This window comes from Halomonas sp. McH1-25 (genome assembly GCF_022348165.1).
GTDB lineage: Bacteria > Pseudomonadota > Gammaproteobacteria > Pseudomonadales > Halomonadaceae > Modicisalibacter.
Window position 1 is genome coordinate 555,103 of record NZ_JAKRFI010000002.1, and the last position, 15,963, is coordinate 571,065.

The following is a 15,963-nucleotide window of genomic DNA, read 5'->3' on the forward strand; positions in this document are numbered from 1 at the left end:
ATGCCGCTAATGCGCATCCTGCTGGTCGGCGGCAGTGGCTTCATCGGATGGCACCTGCTGACTGCACTGGTTGCCGAGGGCCATCAGGTCGTCGCCACGTCACGCAGTGGACGCGGCCCCGAGTTACCCGGTGTGTCCTGGCAATCCCTGGACCTGGGGAAGCTGGGTGATGCTGGCCAGGATTTCACCTGGCCGGTCGATGTCGCACTTGTGATCAATACGGCAGGCCTGCTGACGAGCGATGCCAATGCGCTTGAGGCGGTACAGGACCGCGGCAGCAGAGCCCTGTTCGACCTGGCTGCCAGGCATGATGCTCGGATACTGCAATTCTCGGCGCTGGGCGCGGGTGAGCATGCTCAGGTGCCGTTCCTGGCCAGCAAGGCGGTGGCTGATGACTACCTGCTTGGCCTGGATGTGTCTGCCGTGGTGCTGCGCCCCTCGATGGTGATTGGCCGGGGTGGGGGCAGCAGTGGCTGGCTGACACAGCTTTCGCCCTTGCCTCTGATTCCGCTGCTCGACACCCGGTCCCGGGTGCAAGCGGTACATATCGACGATCTGGTGGCGGCTGTGCTGGCGCTATTGCGCCAATGGCCGGCACACCCGAGCGTGCTTCCCCTGGTCGGGCCTCGACCGATGACGCTTCCGCAGATGATCGATACGTTGCGTGGCGTACAGGGCTGGGCTCCGGCGCGGTATGTTCAGGTACCTCGCCTACTAGCGTCTACAGGTGCAAGGTTGGGGGATCGTCTTGGCTGGCGCGCCCTGAACACGCAGACCTTGCGGCTATCACGTCATGACAATCTTGCCTCGCCGGAGGCATTGGCCGAAGTGTGTGGCTTTCGTGCAGCACCAGTGCGGGCGCGCCTGCATGACTGGCCGACACGAGGCGAGAGCGTCACGGCAACGTTGCGCCCTGTGATGCTGGCCGTGCTTGTCGCCATTTGGCTCGGGACGGCGCTGGTGTGTCTCGGGCCCGGCTACGACTGGGGGCTGCGTATCATGGCGCAGGCCGGCGTCGAAGGTGGGTTCGCTGCTACCGCTGTGATCAGCGGGGCACTCCTCGATGCTATTCTGGGGCTCGGCTTGTTGTGGCGCCGCTGGCGTCGCCATGCATTGCGAGCACAGATCGGGTTGATGCTCGCCTACATGCTCATCATTACTGTAGTGGTGCCGCACTACTGGTTCGATCCTTTTGCCGCCGTGGGCAAGAATGCCGTGCTGATCGTCGCCACGCTGTGGCTGTTATGGACCGAACCCGGGCACAAGGAGGCGTCGTCCAGATGAGTCTGTATATCCTGCTGAAGACCTTGCACATCCTCTCGTCGACCTTGTTATTTGGCACCGGGCTGGGCTCGGCCTATTACACCCTGCGCGCGTGGCGTGGCGGGAATCTCGAGGTAATGGCGGCGACCTTTCGCTATCTGGTGACTGCCGATTGGCTGTTCATCGCCACCACGGCCATCATCCAGCCGCTCAGCGGTCTGGCCATGGTGCACATGGTCGGCTGGCCGCTGACCCAGACCTGGCTGATGTGGAGCCTGGGGTTATACGTGCTTGCAGGAGCCTGTTGGCTGCCGGTCGTCTGGCTGCAGATACAGGTGCGCAATCTATGCGCCGAGGCATTGCGTGAAGGCAAGCCGACACCGCCCCTGGTGGAGCGTTATATGCGCATCTGGTTCGTGCTGGGTTGGCCGGCGTTCGCGGCGTTCATGGTGATCTTCTACCTGATGGTGGCCAAGCCCGCCTGAGCCATTAAAGCCTGCGACATTGATCTGGATCAGACATGCCGGGCCATGCCACTACCTTCCTGCCGGTATCATGGGCGCCGCCAATGCTCCCGTGTGCTGTCAGGACAAATCCATGTCGATCAATGCTCCCGAACTGCTCTCGCCCGCCGGTACCTACCGGCACATGCAATATGCCTTAGCCTATGGCGCTGACGCCATCTACGCGGGCCAGCCGCGCTATTCGCTGCGCGTACGCAACAACGACTTCGACCTCGATCATCTCCGCCGCGGCATCGATTATGCGCACGCGCGCGGCAAGGCGTTCTACGTGGCATCCAACATCGCCCCGCACAACGCCAAGCTCAAGACCTATCTCCGAGACATGGCGCCGGTCATCGAGGCGGGGCCGGATGCGCTGATCATGTCGGACCCCGGGTTGATCCTGATGGTGCGCGAGCGCTGGCCGGAGCAGGTGATCCATCTTTCCGTGCAGGCCAACGTGGTCAACCATGCCGCTGCGCGCTTCTGGCAGCAGCAGGGTATTCGTCGCATCATCCTTTCACGGGAGCTGTCGCTGGAAGAAATCGCCGAGATACGCGCCGAATGCCCCGACCTGGAAATCGAAACCTTCGTGCATGGCGCATTGTGCATCGCCTACTCGGGACGCTGCCTGCTGTCGGGGTATTTCAACCGCCGCGATCCCAACCAGGGTACCTGTACCAATGCCTGTCGATGGCAGTACAACACCCTGGCGGCTGCGACCGATGACTGCGGTGACCTGATCGCAGTGGATGCCGCAGCGGGGCAGGGCAACAAGGCGGCGCTGATCGAGGACGCCTCGCGTCCCGGCGCACTGATGCCGATCCATGAGGACGAGCACGGCACCTACATCATGAACTCCAAGGACCTGCGTGCCGTGCAGCATGTGGATCGCCTGACGGCGATGGGGGTGACGTCACTAAAGATCGAGGGCCGAACCAAGTCGGCCTATTACGTGGCGCGTACTGCGCAGGTCTATCGGCGTGCCATCGACGATGCCGTGGCGGGGCGGCCATTCGACATGCATCTCATGGATGAGCTCGAGAACCTCGCCAACCGTGGCTACACGGAGGGCTTCTATCGCCGCCATATCCATGATGAATACCAGAACTACGAGCGAGGCCACTCGATTGGCGTGCACCAGCAGTTCGTCGGCGAGGCGCTGGCCTACGATCCCGACCGCGGCTGGTTGGAGGTTGCCGTCAAGAACCGCTTTGCGATAGGCGACACGCTGGAACTGATGTTGCCCGGCGGCAACCGGCGCTTCATGCTCGAGGCGCTGGAAACCCGCCAGGGACAAGCTATTTCGACAGCGCCGGGCTCAGGGCACGTCGTGCGCCTGCCGGTGCCGGGTGAGCCTATCGACACGGCACAGGTAGAGTTTGCCCTGCTGATGCGTGATCTGGTTTAGGCGGTATCACTGCGGTGTTATCACCGGCAGCCAGAGCGCAAGAGCGACTAGCGTGGCCAGCAGCACCGGTGGCGTGATCACCAGCCCGACCTTCATGTACTGGCCCCAACTGATTCGATAGCCCTTGCCGGCCAGTACATGCAGCCAGAGTAACGTGGCGAGGCTGCCAATGGGCGTGAACTTGGGGCCCAGGTCGTTACCGATGACGTTGGCATAGACCATGAGTTGCTGTGTCTGATTCGATACCTGTGCCTGGTCGATGGCCAGCGCGCCTACCAGGGTCGATGGCATGTTGTTCATCAGCGAGGCCAGAATGGCGGAGGCAAAGCCCGTTCCGAGAGTGGCCACGAAGTCACCCTGCCGGCTCAGCCACACCAGGACGTCCGCCGCCCAGGCCGTGAGCCAGGCACTGCCCAGCCCATATACCACCAGATACATGCCCACGGAAAAGAGAACGATCTGCCACGGGGCGTTCTTCAACACCTTCGTGAGCGAGACGACATGCACGTGCCCAGGCGAAAACCACCGTCCGGCGATGGCCATCAGGATGAGTGCCGCTGTGCCCATGATGAAGGCGAATGGAATATCCCACTGGCCGGTCGCGAACAGGGCAATCAACAGCACGATCAGCAGCGGAAAGGCCGCCCGGAAGACTTGGTGATCGCGAATGGCCGTTGCCGGCGCCTCTAGCCGTTCGACCTGATAGGAAGGTGGAATCTGCTTGCGGAAGTAAACGCCCAGAACCAGCAGGGTGGCGACCAGCGACACCAGGTCGACCGGCACCATCACCTGAGCGTAGCGATCAAAGCCAATCTCGAAGTAGTTGGCGCTGACGATGTTGACCAGGTTCGAGATCACCAATGGCAGGCTGGTCGAGTCGGCCACGAACCCCGTCGCGATGATGAAGGCCAGTGCCGCGCCGGGGCTGAACTCCAGCCGCGCCAGGATGGCCACCACGATGGGGGTCAGCAAAAGCGCCGCGCCATCGTTGGCGAACACCGCGGCAATGAGCGCACCCAGGATGACGATCAGCGGAAACAGCAACCGTCCCCGCCCGTTGCCCCATCGGGCGATATGCAGGGCGGCCCAGGCAAAGAAGCCCGCCTCATCCAGGATCAGGGAAATGATGATCAACGCCACGAAGGTGAAGGTGGCATCCCAGACGATATGCCAGACGACGCCCACATCGTGCCAATTGACGACGCCGGTCAGCAACGCCGCCGCAGCGCCGCCCAGGGCGCTCCAGCCGATACCGAGCCCCTTGGGCTGCCAAATGACCAGTATCAACGTGACCAGAAAGATCGCAAAGGCCAGCATGTCTACATTTCCTATCAGTGCGTTTTCTGGTTGACTCGCCTGGAGACGGCTCCGGCGCTTTCGACACGCTCCGAGTAGCGGTCGGTGAGGTAGCTTGCTCGGCCCCGGGTCAGCCAAGTGAACTTCACCAGCTCTTCGCAGACATCGACGATACGCAGATAGAGCGGAGACAGCCGCATTCGCCCGGCTTCATCGAACTCATTGAAGGCTTGTGGTACCGAAGACTGGTTGGGGATGGTCAGCATGCGCATCCAGCGACCGAGAATGCGCAGCTGGTTGACGGCATTGAAGCTCTGGCTGCCACCGGACACCTGCATGATGGCCAGCGTCTTGCCCTGGGTCGGACGCACGCCACCAAGGGCCAACGGAATCCAGTCGATCTGGGTTTTCATGATGCCGGTCATGGCGCCGTGTCGTTCGGGGCTGACCCACACCATGCCCTCGCTCCATTCGGCCAGTTCGCGCAGTTCCTCCACCTTCGGGTGGCTGGCTTCGGCATCGTCCGGCAACGGCAGGCCGGAGGGGTTGAACGTGCGGATCTCGCAACCGTACCAGCGCAGCAAACGACTGGCTTCTTCCGACACGAATCGCGAGTAGGAGCGTTCCCGCAGGGAGCCATACAACACCAGGATACGTGGTGGATGCCGGGGCTGGTCCGGGCCGACCAATGCGTCGATATCGATGGGATGCAGACGCTCAGGGTCAATGTTGGGTAGCTGATCCAGAGTCACGAGCCGGTTCCCCCAAGCCGTACGATCTCACCGTCTTCCTTGGTGAACTCGGTCACCGGGTTTGTCAGGAGAGGCAGCACTGTTTCAGAGGGCCGGCATAGACGCGTGCCCTTTTCGGTTACCACGATGGGGCGGTTGATCAGGATAGGGTGGGCCAGCATGGCATCGATCAGTTGAGCGTCGCTGAGCGCCGGATTGTCCAGGCCCAGCTCATCGTAGGGCGTCCCCTTGCGGCGCAGTAGCTCTCGGGGCGTCATGGCCATGGCGGATAGCATCTCGATGAGTTTCTCGCGGGAGGGGGGCGTTTTCAGGTACTCGATGACATGCGGCTCCTCGCCGGACTGGCGCATCATCGCCAGGGTATTGCGCGACGTGCCGCAGTCCGGGTTGTGATAGATCACGCTGATCATGAAAGATCGTCCTCTTTGGATGGGTTGCATGGGCGTAAGTCCTGCAGAAGGGGCTCGCACAGGTCGGGGTGCCCCGCGCAGCAATCGCGTACCAGAAAGCTCACCGTTTCCCGCATACGTGCCAGGTTGGCGCGATAGATCACCGAGCGGCTATGCCGTCGAGAGACGACCAGGCCCGCACGTGCCAGGATGCCCAGGTGCGTCGACATGGTGTTGTGAGGCACGTCCAGCAGGCGTGCGATCTCACCCGCTGGCAGGCCCTGCGGCTCATGGCGCACCAGCAAGCGGAAGGTCTCCAGGCGCGTCGCCTGGGAAAGCGCAGCGAACGCTTCGATAGTAGCTGTATTGTCCATACGTCCAGAATTACAGACATAATGTGGAACTGCAACTTCGATATCGCTCGAGTCAGATAACTGGACACACTGTCACGTAGTGTCGCGAATCGACCATTCTCGGCCTCGGCGCCGCCGGGGGCCTCGGGTTGAATCTTCAATCTTCCCCGAATACATTGGCCTGGAACCAGGTGACGACGATCTTCGTGGTGATATTGGCAACGGTCATCGCATCCGAACGGGGCTCGGCCAGGGTGCGTCAGGCGGTGCTTCAAAAACGCAGTAGTATCCAGAGACTATCCAGTGACAGCCACTCTCCAGACACTGCCTGAGCCGAGCCCGGCGTGGGCCTTCGCGGAATATGAGCGCATCCGCCATCGCCTTCCCGGCCTGACAGGCCCAGTCCACCCGCCCCAGGCGGTGGAATCGCTGGGATCGTTAACGGCGCGGTTCGATGCCGTTATCTTCGATGCGTTCGGGGTGCTGAACGTCGGCCAGGCACCGATTCCCGGCGCGGTGGAGCGATTTCGGACACTGCAAGACGCCGGCAAGCGCTGCCTGATCCTTTCCAATGCGGCGACCGCGACGCCCGAGGCATTGCTCACAAAATACCGGCGCCTGGGCTATGAGCTGACAGCCGATAACCTGATCTGCAGCCGGGAGCTCCTGCATCGGGCGCTTGCCGATTACCCGACAGCGCTGACCTGGGGCATCGTCGCGCCGCCAGACGCACTGCCTGAGCAGTTGCCGGTAACGGGGCTGAGTCTCCACGGTGAGGCGGACGGCGCGCTGTCCGAAACGCTGGATCGCGTGGGCGGCGTGATCCTGTTGAGCAGCCAGGGGTGGACACAGGCCCACCAGGACTTGCTGGAGGAGAGCCTGGCGGCCCGCCCCCGATCCGTGCTGGTCGCCAATCCCGATCTGGTCGCCCCCAGGGAGACCGGCCTTTCCCTGGAACCGGGGTACTTTGCCCATCGCCTCGCCGATCGTACGGGCATTGAGCCGACATTTTTCGGCAAGCCCTACGGCGCGTCTTTCGCAGCCGCACTGACAAGGTTGGCGGATGTGCCGCGCGAACGGGTGTTGATGGTAGGCGACACCTTGCATACGGATATTCTGGGAGGGCGCTGTGCGGGCGTGGCAACCCTGCTCGTGACTGCCCATGGTGCGCTGCAAGGCATGGATATTGCTGCCAGCATCGCACACTCGGGCATCAGCCCGGATTATATAGCGCCGAGTATTTGACGCAGGCCCTTCCAGGCGGGTAGCTGAACTTGGCCTAGACGATGCGAGTCGATCGCTGCAGGCGTACGGCGACGGCCTTGCTCGCCGGGGTGCCGGTATCGGCCCCGGCACTTTCCAGCGGCACCAGGGCGTTGGTCTCGGGGTAGTAGGCGGCGCAGCAGCCAGTGGGAATGTCGTAGCCCACCAGTCGGAAGGCCGGGGCACAACGCGATTCGCCCTGATGATCCAGCCCGATCAGATCGACCCAGTCGCCATCGGCAAACCCCAGGCGCTCGATATCCAGCGGGTTGACGAACAACACCCGGCGCTGGCCCTTGACGCCGCGATAACGGTCGTCGTAGCCGTAGACGGTGGTGTTGTACTGATCGTGGCTGCGCAGGCTTTGCAGCGTCAGCCAGCCGTCATCGCGGCGCGTCTCCAGTTGCTGGTGAAGCACTGCCGCCGGCAGCGGCGCAGCGGAGAATTCAGCCTTGCCGGACGGCGTGACGAAGCGCCGCTCGCTGGCGGCATTGGTCAGCCAGAAGCCGCGCGGGCGATGCAGGCGGGCATTGAAGTCGGCGAAGCCGGGAATCACCGCCGCGATCTCGTCGCGGATTCGGTCATAGTCGGCGCTCAGTGCCTGCCAGTCGACGACCGCCGGATCGATGTCACGCCTTGGAAGGACCCGGGCGAGGGTAGCCTCGGCGATCCCGGCGACGATCGCCGGTTCGGAGTGCAACTGCTCGGAAGCCGGTTCCACGCGTCCGGCGCTGCCATGCACCATCGACATTGAATCCTCGACGCTGATCGCCTGAGGCAGCCCCTGCGGGCCTTGACGGTCGATCTCGCTGCGTCCCAGGCAGGGCAGGATCAGCGCCTCCTCGCCGATGATCAGATGGCTGCGGTTGAGCTTGGTGCTGATCTGCACGTTGAGTCGCGTACGACGCATGGCGGCCTCGGTGCGCATGCTGTCCGGCGTGGCGCGGGTGAAGTTGCCACCCAGGGCGATGAATACCTCGGCCTGGCCGGCTTCCAGGGCATGCAGGGCATTCACCGTGTTGTAGCCGGGCTGGCGCGGCATGGGCACGCCGTAGCGCGTTTCCAGCGCATCGATCAGCCAGGCCGGGGCCTTTTCGTCGATGCCCATGGTGCGATCGCCCTGTACGTTGGAATGCCCGCGCACCGGGCAGGCGCCGGCGCCGGGCCGTCCCATGTGCCCACCGAGCAGCAGCAGATTGACGATCTCGCGCACGCTATCCACGGCGTGCAGATGCTGAGTGATACCCATCGCCCAGGTGGCGATCACCCGCTCGGCGCCGGCGTAGACCTCGGCGGCGGCTTCCATCTCGCCCTGGGTCAGTCCCGACTGGGCCTCGAGAGTCGTCCAGGGCGTGGCCTCGACGACGGCACGCCAGGCGTCGAGGCCACGGGTATAGGCAGCGATGAACTCCCGGTCCGGCGTAAGGCGGCCGGTCGCCTCCAGGGCGAACAGCGCCTTGGCGATGCCGCGCACCGCCGCCATGTCGCCGCCCAGCTTGGGCTGGAAGTAGCGCGAGGAGATCGGCTGGCTACTGCCGGTGAGCATTTCATGCTTGTCCTGCGGATCGGCGAAGCGCTCCAGGCCACGTTCTTTCAGCGGATTGAAGGTGACGATCGCCGCGCCGCGCTTGGCGGCCCGCGCCAAGTCGCCGAGCATGCGCGGATGGTTGGTGCCGGGGTTCTGGCCGAACACGAAGATCGCATCGGCCTGTTCGAAATCTTCCAGTTGAACCGTGCCTTTGCCGACGCCCAGGCTGGCTTGCATACCTACGCCGCTGGCCTCGTGGCACATGTTCGAGCAGTCGGGGAAGTTATTGGTGCCGTACAGGCGCACGAACAGCTGATAGAGATACGCTGCCTCGTTGCTGGCCCGCCCCGAGGTATAGAACAACGCCCGGTTCGGGTCGTCCAGCGCCGCCAAGCGTTCGGCGATCAGGGCAAAGGCGTCATCCCAGCCGATCGGCACGTAGCGATCCTGGGCAGCATCGTAGCGCATCGGCTCGGTCAGGCGGCCTTGATCCTCCAGGCGATAGTCGTCCCAGGCGAGCAGTTCGCTGACACTGTGTCGGGCGAAGAAATCGCGGGTCACGCGCTTGCCAGTGACTTCCCAGGCCACCGCCTTGGCGCCGTTCTCGCAGAACGCGAACGACGACGTGGCGGTTTCATCGCCCCATGCACAGCCGGGACAGTCGAAGCCGTGGGGCTGGTTGGTGGCGAGTAGCGAACGCATGCCCTTGAGCGGCGCGCGGCTGTGCGCGACATGCCGGCCGACGCTGTGCAGCGCGCCCCAGCCGCCCGCGGGGCCAGGGTAGGGAGCCACGCTCGGCGCGCGGGTGCGATCGGGATCGGCGAGTGGCACGTCGGGACCGTCAGTATCGGTCGCGTGGGCATCGGAATCGCGCGAAGACATGGCGAGCTCCAGGGCGGCGGAAGGCTGCCATCATACCCAACATCGACGTATGGCGAAAAAGCCGGATGTCTTTCATTAGGGTAAGCTGGCACTAGAGTGAGTTTGCAAAGCCGAGAGGCGTCGTGCCTGACCATGGCCGCCGCCATTTTGCCACAACGAACCATCGAGGCGCGCACGTGTACGACTTCATCATTATTGGTGGCGGCATCCTTGGCCTGTCCACCGCCATGCAGCTCATCCGGGCCTATCCCGACAAGAAGATGCTTCTCGTCGAGAAGGAAGACGGCCCCGCCCGGCACCAGACCGGCCACAACAGCGGCGTGATCCACGCTGGCGTCTACTACACACCGGGCAGTCTCAAGGCGCGCTTCTGTCTGGAAGGCAATCGTGCCACCAAGGCGTTCTGCGATGAACACGGCATCGCCTACGATGAGTGCGGCAAGCTGCTGGTGGCGACCAGCGACCTCGAATTGCAGCGCATGCAGGCGCTATGGGAGCGCACCGCGGCCAACGGCTTGGAGCGCACCTGGCTGAGTCGCGGCGAGCTGCACGAACGCGAGCCCAATATTGTCGGCGTTGGCGGCATCTTCGTGCCCTCCAGCGGCATCGTCAGTTACGCCGAGGTCGCCGCTGCCATGGGCCGCGATTTCCAGGCCGCCGGCGGCGAGATCCGCTACGCCACATCGGTCATCGGCCTGGACGAACGTAGCGGCGAAGTGGCAGTGGAAACCGACCGGGGCGAGTTCACCACCCGCCACCTGGTGTCCTGCTCGGGGCTGATGGCCGACCGCGTGGTGCGCATGCTGGGCATCGAGCCGGAATTCACCATCTGCCCGTTCCGCGGCGAGTACTACCGTCTGCCGCCGGAGCATAACCGCATCGTCAACCATCTGATCTACCCGATTCCCGACCCGTCGATGCCGTTTCTCGGCGTGCACCTGACGCGCATGATCGACGGCAGCGTCACGGTCGGCCCCAACGCCGTGCTGGCCTGGAAGCGCGAAGGCTACCACAAGACCGACGTATCGCTATCCGACACGCTGGCCATGTTCCGGCATCCGGGCATTCGCAAGGTACTCAAGACCCACCTGCGCCCGGGGCTGATCGAGTTGAAAAACTCGCTGTACAAGAAGGGCTATCTCGAGGAGGTGCGCAAGTACTGCCCGAGCCTGACGTTGGACGATCTCGAGCCCTACCCGGCCGGGGTACGTGCCCAGGCGGTATCCAACGACGGCAAGCTGGTCGACGATTTCCTGTTCGTGAACACCCGGCGTACGGTCAATGTGTGCAACGCGCCGTCGCCGGCGGCGACCTCGGCGATTCCCATCGGCGCGCATATCGTCGAGCAGGTGAAGGCCCAGGTCGAGAGCTGATCGCTGGAGCTTGGTGGCCTACCGCGCACCAGGACGGTGCAAATCGGTTATGCTGGCACAGACATTGTGCGCACAAGGCTAACCATTGCCATAACCGCTCACGGAGAAGCTCATGTCATCGTCGTTGGTCGGCATTGCCTACATGTGTCTCGGTGTCCTGTGCCTGGCACTGGGCGATGCGGTGGCCAAGTGGCTGGGGCAAAGCTTTGCGCCGGTACAGATCATTTTCTTTCGCACGTTGGTCTCGCTGCCGTTGATCGCGTTGATCGCGAGTTTCAATGGCGGTCTGCGCACCTTGGCGACACGACGGCCCAGGGTGCATCTGCTGCGCGGCCTGATCGCGACCGGCACCATGTACTGTTTCGTCATGGGACTGACCTTGTTGCCCCTGGCCACGACGACGGCGATCGCCTTTGCCGCGCCGCTGTTCGTGACGCTGCTATCGGCACCGATGCTCAACGAGCGCGTCGGGCGCCTGCCATTCATCGCCTCGCTGATCGGCTTCGTCGGGGTGCTGATCGTGGTGAGGCCCGGGGCGGAAGGCTTTCAACTCGGTGGCTTGATCGTCGTGGGTGCCGCCGTGTGCTACGCGTTGCTGATGATCACGGCGCGACGCTACGGTGCCCACGAGAACCTCTGGGCGATGGTCTTCTACGTCACGTTGGTACCGTGGCTGATCAGTGCCGCCTTGTTGCCGTTCATCTGGCTGCCACCCCAGCCGGTGCACTGGTTCGGCTTCGTCGGAGCAGGCATTTTGGGCGTAGGCGCGATGACCTGCATTACCTTGGCCTTTCGGCATGCTCCCGCCTCGCTGGCGGCACCTTTCGATTACACGGCCATGGTCTGGGCCGTCATCCTGGGCTGGTGGTTCTGGGGCGAGATACCCGACGTGTGGGTCTATGTGGGTAGCGGCGTGATCATCGCCAGTGGATTGGCAATTGCCATCCACGAGCGGCGGGTGGCGATCAAGGCACGCCCGACCACCTCGGCTTGATCAACCGGGACAGGAGTGGCACTCATACGAAAAAGCCCCGGCATGAAACCGGGGCTTATCGCTAGTGCGATTGGATCAGACTTACATCTGCTCTTTCTGAGCACCGGATTTTTCGCGCGCCCGGCCCAGCTTGGGCTCCTCGCCGAGCGGCTCGGGCTGCTGCTTGACCGAGTACTCGGCACGCCCATCCAGTGACGGACCGCTGGACCAGCGGCCTTCGGGCGCTTCCTTGTCCATCAACGTGTTGAGATAGTAATAGGAGTGCTCCATGGCTTCATGGTCCTCCGGGGTGGAGTTGGGGACCGGCAGCGCCGCCTTCATGCCACCCATCTCCTCGATCACGGCCAGCCACTGCTCCTGATGGTAGGTATCGCGCGCAATGAGGAAGGACAGCATGTCCTTCATGCCCTTGTCGTCCGTCCAGTTGTAAAGACGTGACGCCAAGGTGCGACCGCTGGCTTCCGCCGTCACGTTGGCAAGCATATCCGCACCGACATTGCCGGTGGCATAGATATGGCTCATGTCGAACGGCACGCCGTTGGCGTTGACCGGCATGGCCGAGAGGCCCGAAGACAGCAGGTGACGGGGGTTGGCACCGCCCAGGATAGCGTGGACGATCGGATCCTTGGCTGACTCTTCCTGCACGGACAGAGGCGCACCTTCCAGGTTGAGCGCAACGGCATGCGCGAGGATCTCGATATGCGACAACTCCTCGGTCGCAGTCGAGAGCAGCATGTCGCGGATGCGGTCATCGCCGCGTGCGCCCATGGCCTGGAAGAAGTACTGCATGGCGACACGAATTTCGCCTTCCACACCGCCAATGGCCTGTTGCAGCAGCATGGCGAACTGGGGATCGGGTTTGTCGACGTTGACGCGATATTGCAGTTTCGCGGAATGATGGAACATATCGTAATCCTTTACGGTTGAAAGTTACTGATAACTGAGCGGTTGTCAGTAAGGATATCCACCCCTTACTCGCTAACATGAAATGTGCGAGTCATTATTATGGAGATCACAGTAGAAGCTATTTGAGAAAGTTTCCAAATAACCTGAAGTTAACTTTCTTTTCTTTTAGAGTTTGTGTGTTAGCGAAATGAAATGTTGTTTTCTGTATCGTTTATTTTCATTGCCAGCGGGTGTCGTAAAGGTCAGTTTGGCTGATAGCTGGCTTGTAGTTGGGCTTGATTTATTTGCCGGTCATCTGTTTGTTGTTTTATAAATGGCGATAATTAGTAATTGCTGCGCAGTAAGGCTAAATAAAAAGTGCTAGATCAAACCGACGTGAGTCGGTAATAAATCGCCCCGCAAGAGAGCGAGGCGATACATACAGGATGATTGTAAGATCCGGTTTCGAGCCGAGCCGTGAACGTCAGGTCTTGTTCGGCTGTTTGACCATGCGCAGATAAGGCTTTTTCTCTTCCCATCCCTGCGGAAACATTTCGGCGGCCTGCTCGTTGCTGACGGAAGGCACGATGATGCAGTCCCCGCCATCCGTCCAATTGACCGGCGTGGCTACCTTGTAGTCATCGGTCAGTTGCAGACTGTCGATGACGCGCAGGATTTCGGGGAAGTTGCGCCCGGTGCTGGCCGGGTAGGTAATGGTCAGACGAACCTTCTTGGCGGGATCGATGATGAACACCGAGCGCACCGTCGTCGAGTCGCTGGCATTGGGATGGATCATGTCGTAAAGGTCGCTGACCTTACGATCGGCATCCGCCAGCAGTGGAAAGTTGAGACCGTGTCCTTGGGTCTCTTGGATATCGCCGGCCCAGGCGATGTGATCCTCGACCGGATCGACCGACAGGCCGATGGCCTTGATATTGCGCTTTTCGAACTCCGGCTTGAGGCGTGAGACCTCACCCAGTTCGGTGGTGCAGACGGGGGTGAAATCCTTGGGATGCGAGAACAGGATCACCCAGCTATCCCCGGCCCACTCGTGGAAGTTGATCGGACCTTCGGTGCTTTCCTGGGTGAAATCCGGGGCGATATCGCCGAGTCGCAGAGACATGCTTCACTCCTTATAACGAATGGGCGCTGCCAGGCAGCTTTTTCATAACCTCTCGATCATGCACCTCAACAATGGGAAAGGGAAATAACGCCTGTGGCTAAGAAAATGCTTGAGCGCTATTTCACCCATGCAAAGGTAACACTAGTAGAGACCCCCTAGAGGGTAGCCCATGGCACGCCAGCGTAGCGCATGCCTGTAGCACTGGCGTAGCAGGTGCTCATGGCGCGGGCCCGGCGGCGCCCAGGAAGCGATTGCGCCAGTAATCGAGAGCCAACGATGTCGTGGTGACTTCGCGACCCGCGCCGGGGGCATGAATCATCTGCTGCCGACCGAGATAGATCCCCACATGCGTTGCGGTGTTTCCCGAGCCGAAGAACAGCAGATCGCCGGGACGGGCCCGCTCCCGGCTCGGCAGGCGCGAGAATTGCTGGTCCGCCGTGCGCGGAACGGAAATGCCGGCTGCGCCATAGGCCATCTGCACGAGACCTGAGCAGTCCACGCCGTTGCTGCTGGCGCCGCCGTATCGGTAGGGCGTGCCCAAGGCCTGGCGGGCATTGGCCAGGATCATGACGCGCTCGATGGATAGTGCCTGATCCGAAGACGGCGCGGGAACGATGGTTTCCTGCATGCGCGGACCGCTGGAACAACCGACCAGCAATGACAGCAGGAACACAGTAAACAGCAGGGGATAGCAGCGAGGAACGTTCAGCATTCTGCCGTGAGTCTCACATTATGGTTTCCGTCTTGCCGATGCCATCGGGTCAGGCCCGACGACGCGATGCATCCGGCGAGGCATTCCGGTCAGGCGCCGATTCGGCACGTAAGTGCAGGTGTACGGCACACGCCACGCGCAGCATCGAGGCCAGGTTGGGCATCTCGCCCTTGTCGGCGATGACCTCGCTGTAGAGCTTGCTGATGAAGCCCCCCGCCGACATGCCTTGCTCGGCAGCCAGGCTGTCGAGAATCTCCCAGAACTCGTTCTCCAGCCGGACGCTGGTCACGCTGCCCTGCAGGCGCACCGAGCGTGTGGTGCTCTCGTAGCGTTGCGGATCGGTCGAGGCATAGACATGGCACATGGCAGGGTTCCGTCATGATGTGTTCATTATCAACCTAGTCTTATTGACCGGGAGGAGCCATCCGACTTGTGTCTGGCAAGGCCTCGTCCGCTTATACCTTAGGCTATGTAGTAACCCGCTAATACCCGCTCGCTCCGGCCGGCACCTATTCTCTGAAGAAGATGCCACCCGGCATCGCAACCTACAACGACAAACGGGCGGCCGGCATCTCAACGTTTCAACGCGGCCAGCCCGATGATGGGGAGACTTCGCCATGTTCTCACGCCCCTTATCCCGCCGTGTGTTCCTCAAGGCCAGCGGGGGTGCGCTGGTCGGGACGCTGGCCTTCGCCTGCGGTCCCATCGCCCTGCTGGCGCCGAGCCGAAGTTGGGCGGTGACTACAGAGCAGTTCACGACTCATGAGGGCGAGATACTGCTGCAATTCACCCGCCATGTCTTTCCGCACCGTGATCTGGAGGACGCCGTCTATGCATTGGTGGTCAAGGACCTCGACCGCCAGGCCGACGCCGATCGGAACATTCTCACACTGCTGCGCGATGGCGTGATGGCGCTGGATCGCCAGGCCGGCGGCGACTGGCTGGCCCTCGAGCCAGCGCAGCGACAGGCCAGCGTGGCCGAATCCGCCGGTTCGCCGTTCTTCGAGAAGATCCGCTCGTCCGCCGTGGTGTCGCTGTACAGCAACCCGCTGGCCTTCGCCCATTTCGGCTATCAGGGCGGAGAGGGCGACATGGGGTATCTCTTCAAAGGCTTCGATGACCTGACCTGGCTGCCCGATCCGGCGTTGCCGGATAGCGGGCCGATGCCCGGCGCCTGAGCCGGGCAACCTGAGCTGGGCAACCATAACGACAAGACGATGCTTTTCTGAGGAGAAC

16 protein-coding genes are annotated in these 15,963 nt (G+C 62.3%); 7 read left to right on the forward strand and 9 right to left on the reverse strand.

Annotation, left to right across the window (positions count from 1 at the left end):
* From MHM84_RS08995 to yegQ, 3 genes are all read left to right on the forward strand, one after another.
* A complete protein-coding gene (locus MHM84_RS08995) occupies positions 1-1,284 on the forward strand; it encodes an SDR family oxidoreductase (RefSeq protein ID WP_239265062.1) in 1,284 nt (427 codons plus the stop codon).
* Complete coding sequence (locus MHM84_RS09000) at positions 1,281-1,748, forward strand: DUF2269 domain-containing protein (RefSeq protein WP_239265064.1); 468 nt, start codon at positions 1,281-1,283, stop codon at positions 1,746-1,748. Before MHM84_RS08995 ends, MHM84_RS09000 begins: the two co-directional genes overlap by 4 nt.
* A 118-nt stretch (positions 1,749-1,866) precedes the next feature.
* On the forward strand, positions 1,867-3,177 hold the full coding sequence (yegQ, locus tag MHM84_RS09005) for a tRNA 5-hydroxyuridine modification protein YegQ (RefSeq protein ID WP_239265315.1): 1,311 nt from the start codon (positions 1,867-1,869) through the stop codon (positions 3,175-3,177).
* Between the two features lie 6 nt (positions 3,178-3,183).
* Here yegQ and MHM84_RS09010 read toward each other — a convergent pair whose 3' ends face one another.
* The 4 genes from MHM84_RS09010 to MHM84_RS09025 are packed head-to-tail and all read right to left on the reverse strand — an operon-like array spanning position 3,184 to position 5,988.
* Positions 3,184-4,494: an arsenic transporter gene (locus MHM84_RS09010; RefSeq protein ID WP_239265066.1), complete on the reverse strand. Its 1,311-nt coding sequence runs from the start codon at positions 4,492-4,494 to the stop codon at positions 3,184-3,186.
* 14 nt (positions 4,495-4,508) lie between these two features.
* A complete protein-coding gene (gene arsH / locus MHM84_RS09015; protein ID WP_343218280.1) occupies positions 4,509-5,225 on the reverse strand; it encodes an arsenical resistance protein ArsH in 717 nt (238 codons plus the stop codon).
* Positions 5,222-5,635, reverse strand: a complete 414-nt coding sequence (arsC, locus tag MHM84_RS09020) for an arsenate reductase (glutaredoxin) (RefSeq protein WP_239265068.1) — start codon at positions 5,633-5,635, stop codon at positions 5,222-5,224. The genes arsH and arsC overlap by 4 nt, the downstream gene beginning before the upstream one ends.
* Positions 5,632-5,988 (reverse strand): metalloregulator ArsR/SmtB family transcription factor, encoded by a 357-nt coding sequence (locus MHM84_RS09025; RefSeq protein WP_239265071.1) that lies wholly within the window; start codon positions 5,986-5,988, stop codon positions 5,632-5,634. Before MHM84_RS09025 ends, arsC begins: the two co-directional genes overlap by 4 nt.
* 282 nt (positions 5,989-6,270) lie before the next feature.
* On the opposite strand from MHM84_RS09025, the gene MHM84_RS09030 reads away from it, so the two are divergent.
* Complete coding sequence (locus tag MHM84_RS09030) at positions 6,271-7,212, forward strand: HAD-IIA family hydrolase (RefSeq protein ID WP_239265074.1); 942 nt, start codon at positions 6,271-6,273, stop codon at positions 7,210-7,212.
* Between the two features lie 34 nt (positions 7,213-7,246).
* On the opposite strand, the gene MHM84_RS09035 is transcribed toward MHM84_RS09030, so the two are convergent.
* A complete protein-coding gene (locus MHM84_RS09035) occupies positions 7,247-9,640 on the reverse strand; it encodes an FdhF/YdeP family oxidoreductase (protein ID WP_239265076.1) in 2,394 nt (797 codons plus the stop codon).
* Between the two features lie 176 nt (positions 9,641-9,816).
* Here MHM84_RS09035 and lhgO point away from each other — a divergent pair, with 176 nt between their 5' ends.
* Positions 9,817-11,013 (forward strand): L-2-hydroxyglutarate oxidase, encoded by a 1,197-nt coding sequence (gene lhgO / locus MHM84_RS09040; protein WP_239265078.1) that lies wholly within the window; start codon positions 9,817-9,819, stop codon positions 11,011-11,013.
* 112 nt (positions 11,014-11,125) lie between these two features.
* On the forward strand, positions 11,126-12,007 hold the full coding sequence (locus MHM84_RS09045; RefSeq protein ID WP_239265080.1) for a DMT family transporter: 882 nt from the start codon (positions 11,126-11,128) through the stop codon (positions 12,005-12,007).
* Between the two features lie 81 nt (positions 12,008-12,088).
* Here the strand turns inward: MHM84_RS09045 and MHM84_RS09050 are convergent, their stop codons facing one another.
* The 4 genes from MHM84_RS09050 to MHM84_RS09065 form a co-directional block, all read right to left on the reverse strand.
* Positions 12,089-12,913: a manganese catalase family protein gene (locus MHM84_RS09050; RefSeq protein WP_239265082.1), complete on the reverse strand. Its 825-nt coding sequence runs from the start codon at positions 12,911-12,913 to the stop codon at positions 12,089-12,091.
* Between the two features lie 463 nt (positions 12,914-13,376).
* The gene (locus MHM84_RS09055; protein ID WP_239265084.1) at positions 13,377-14,015 is read right to left on the reverse strand and encodes a peroxiredoxin; all 639 of its coding nucleotides are present in this window, start codon (positions 14,013-14,015) and stop codon (positions 13,377-13,379) included.
* A 217-nt stretch (positions 14,016-14,232) separates the two neighbouring features.
* Positions 14,233-14,727 (reverse strand): C40 family peptidase, encoded by a 495-nt coding sequence (locus MHM84_RS09060; RefSeq protein ID WP_239265086.1) that lies wholly within the window; start codon positions 14,725-14,727, stop codon positions 14,233-14,235.
* Between the two features lie 49 nt (positions 14,728-14,776).
* Positions 14,777-15,091, reverse strand: coding sequence for a ribbon-helix-helix domain-containing protein (locus MHM84_RS09065; protein ID WP_239265088.1), 315 nt, complete (start codon positions 15,089-15,091; stop codon positions 14,777-14,779).
* Positions 15,092-15,344: 253 nt separating this feature from the next.
* Here MHM84_RS09065 and MHM84_RS09070 point away from each other — a divergent pair, with 253 nt between their 5' ends.
* A complete protein-coding gene (locus MHM84_RS09070) occupies positions 15,345-15,905 on the forward strand; it encodes a tat (twin-arginine translocation) pathway signal sequence (protein ID WP_239265090.1) in 561 nt (186 codons plus the stop codon).
* Positions 15,906-15,963: the final 58 nt, after the last annotated feature.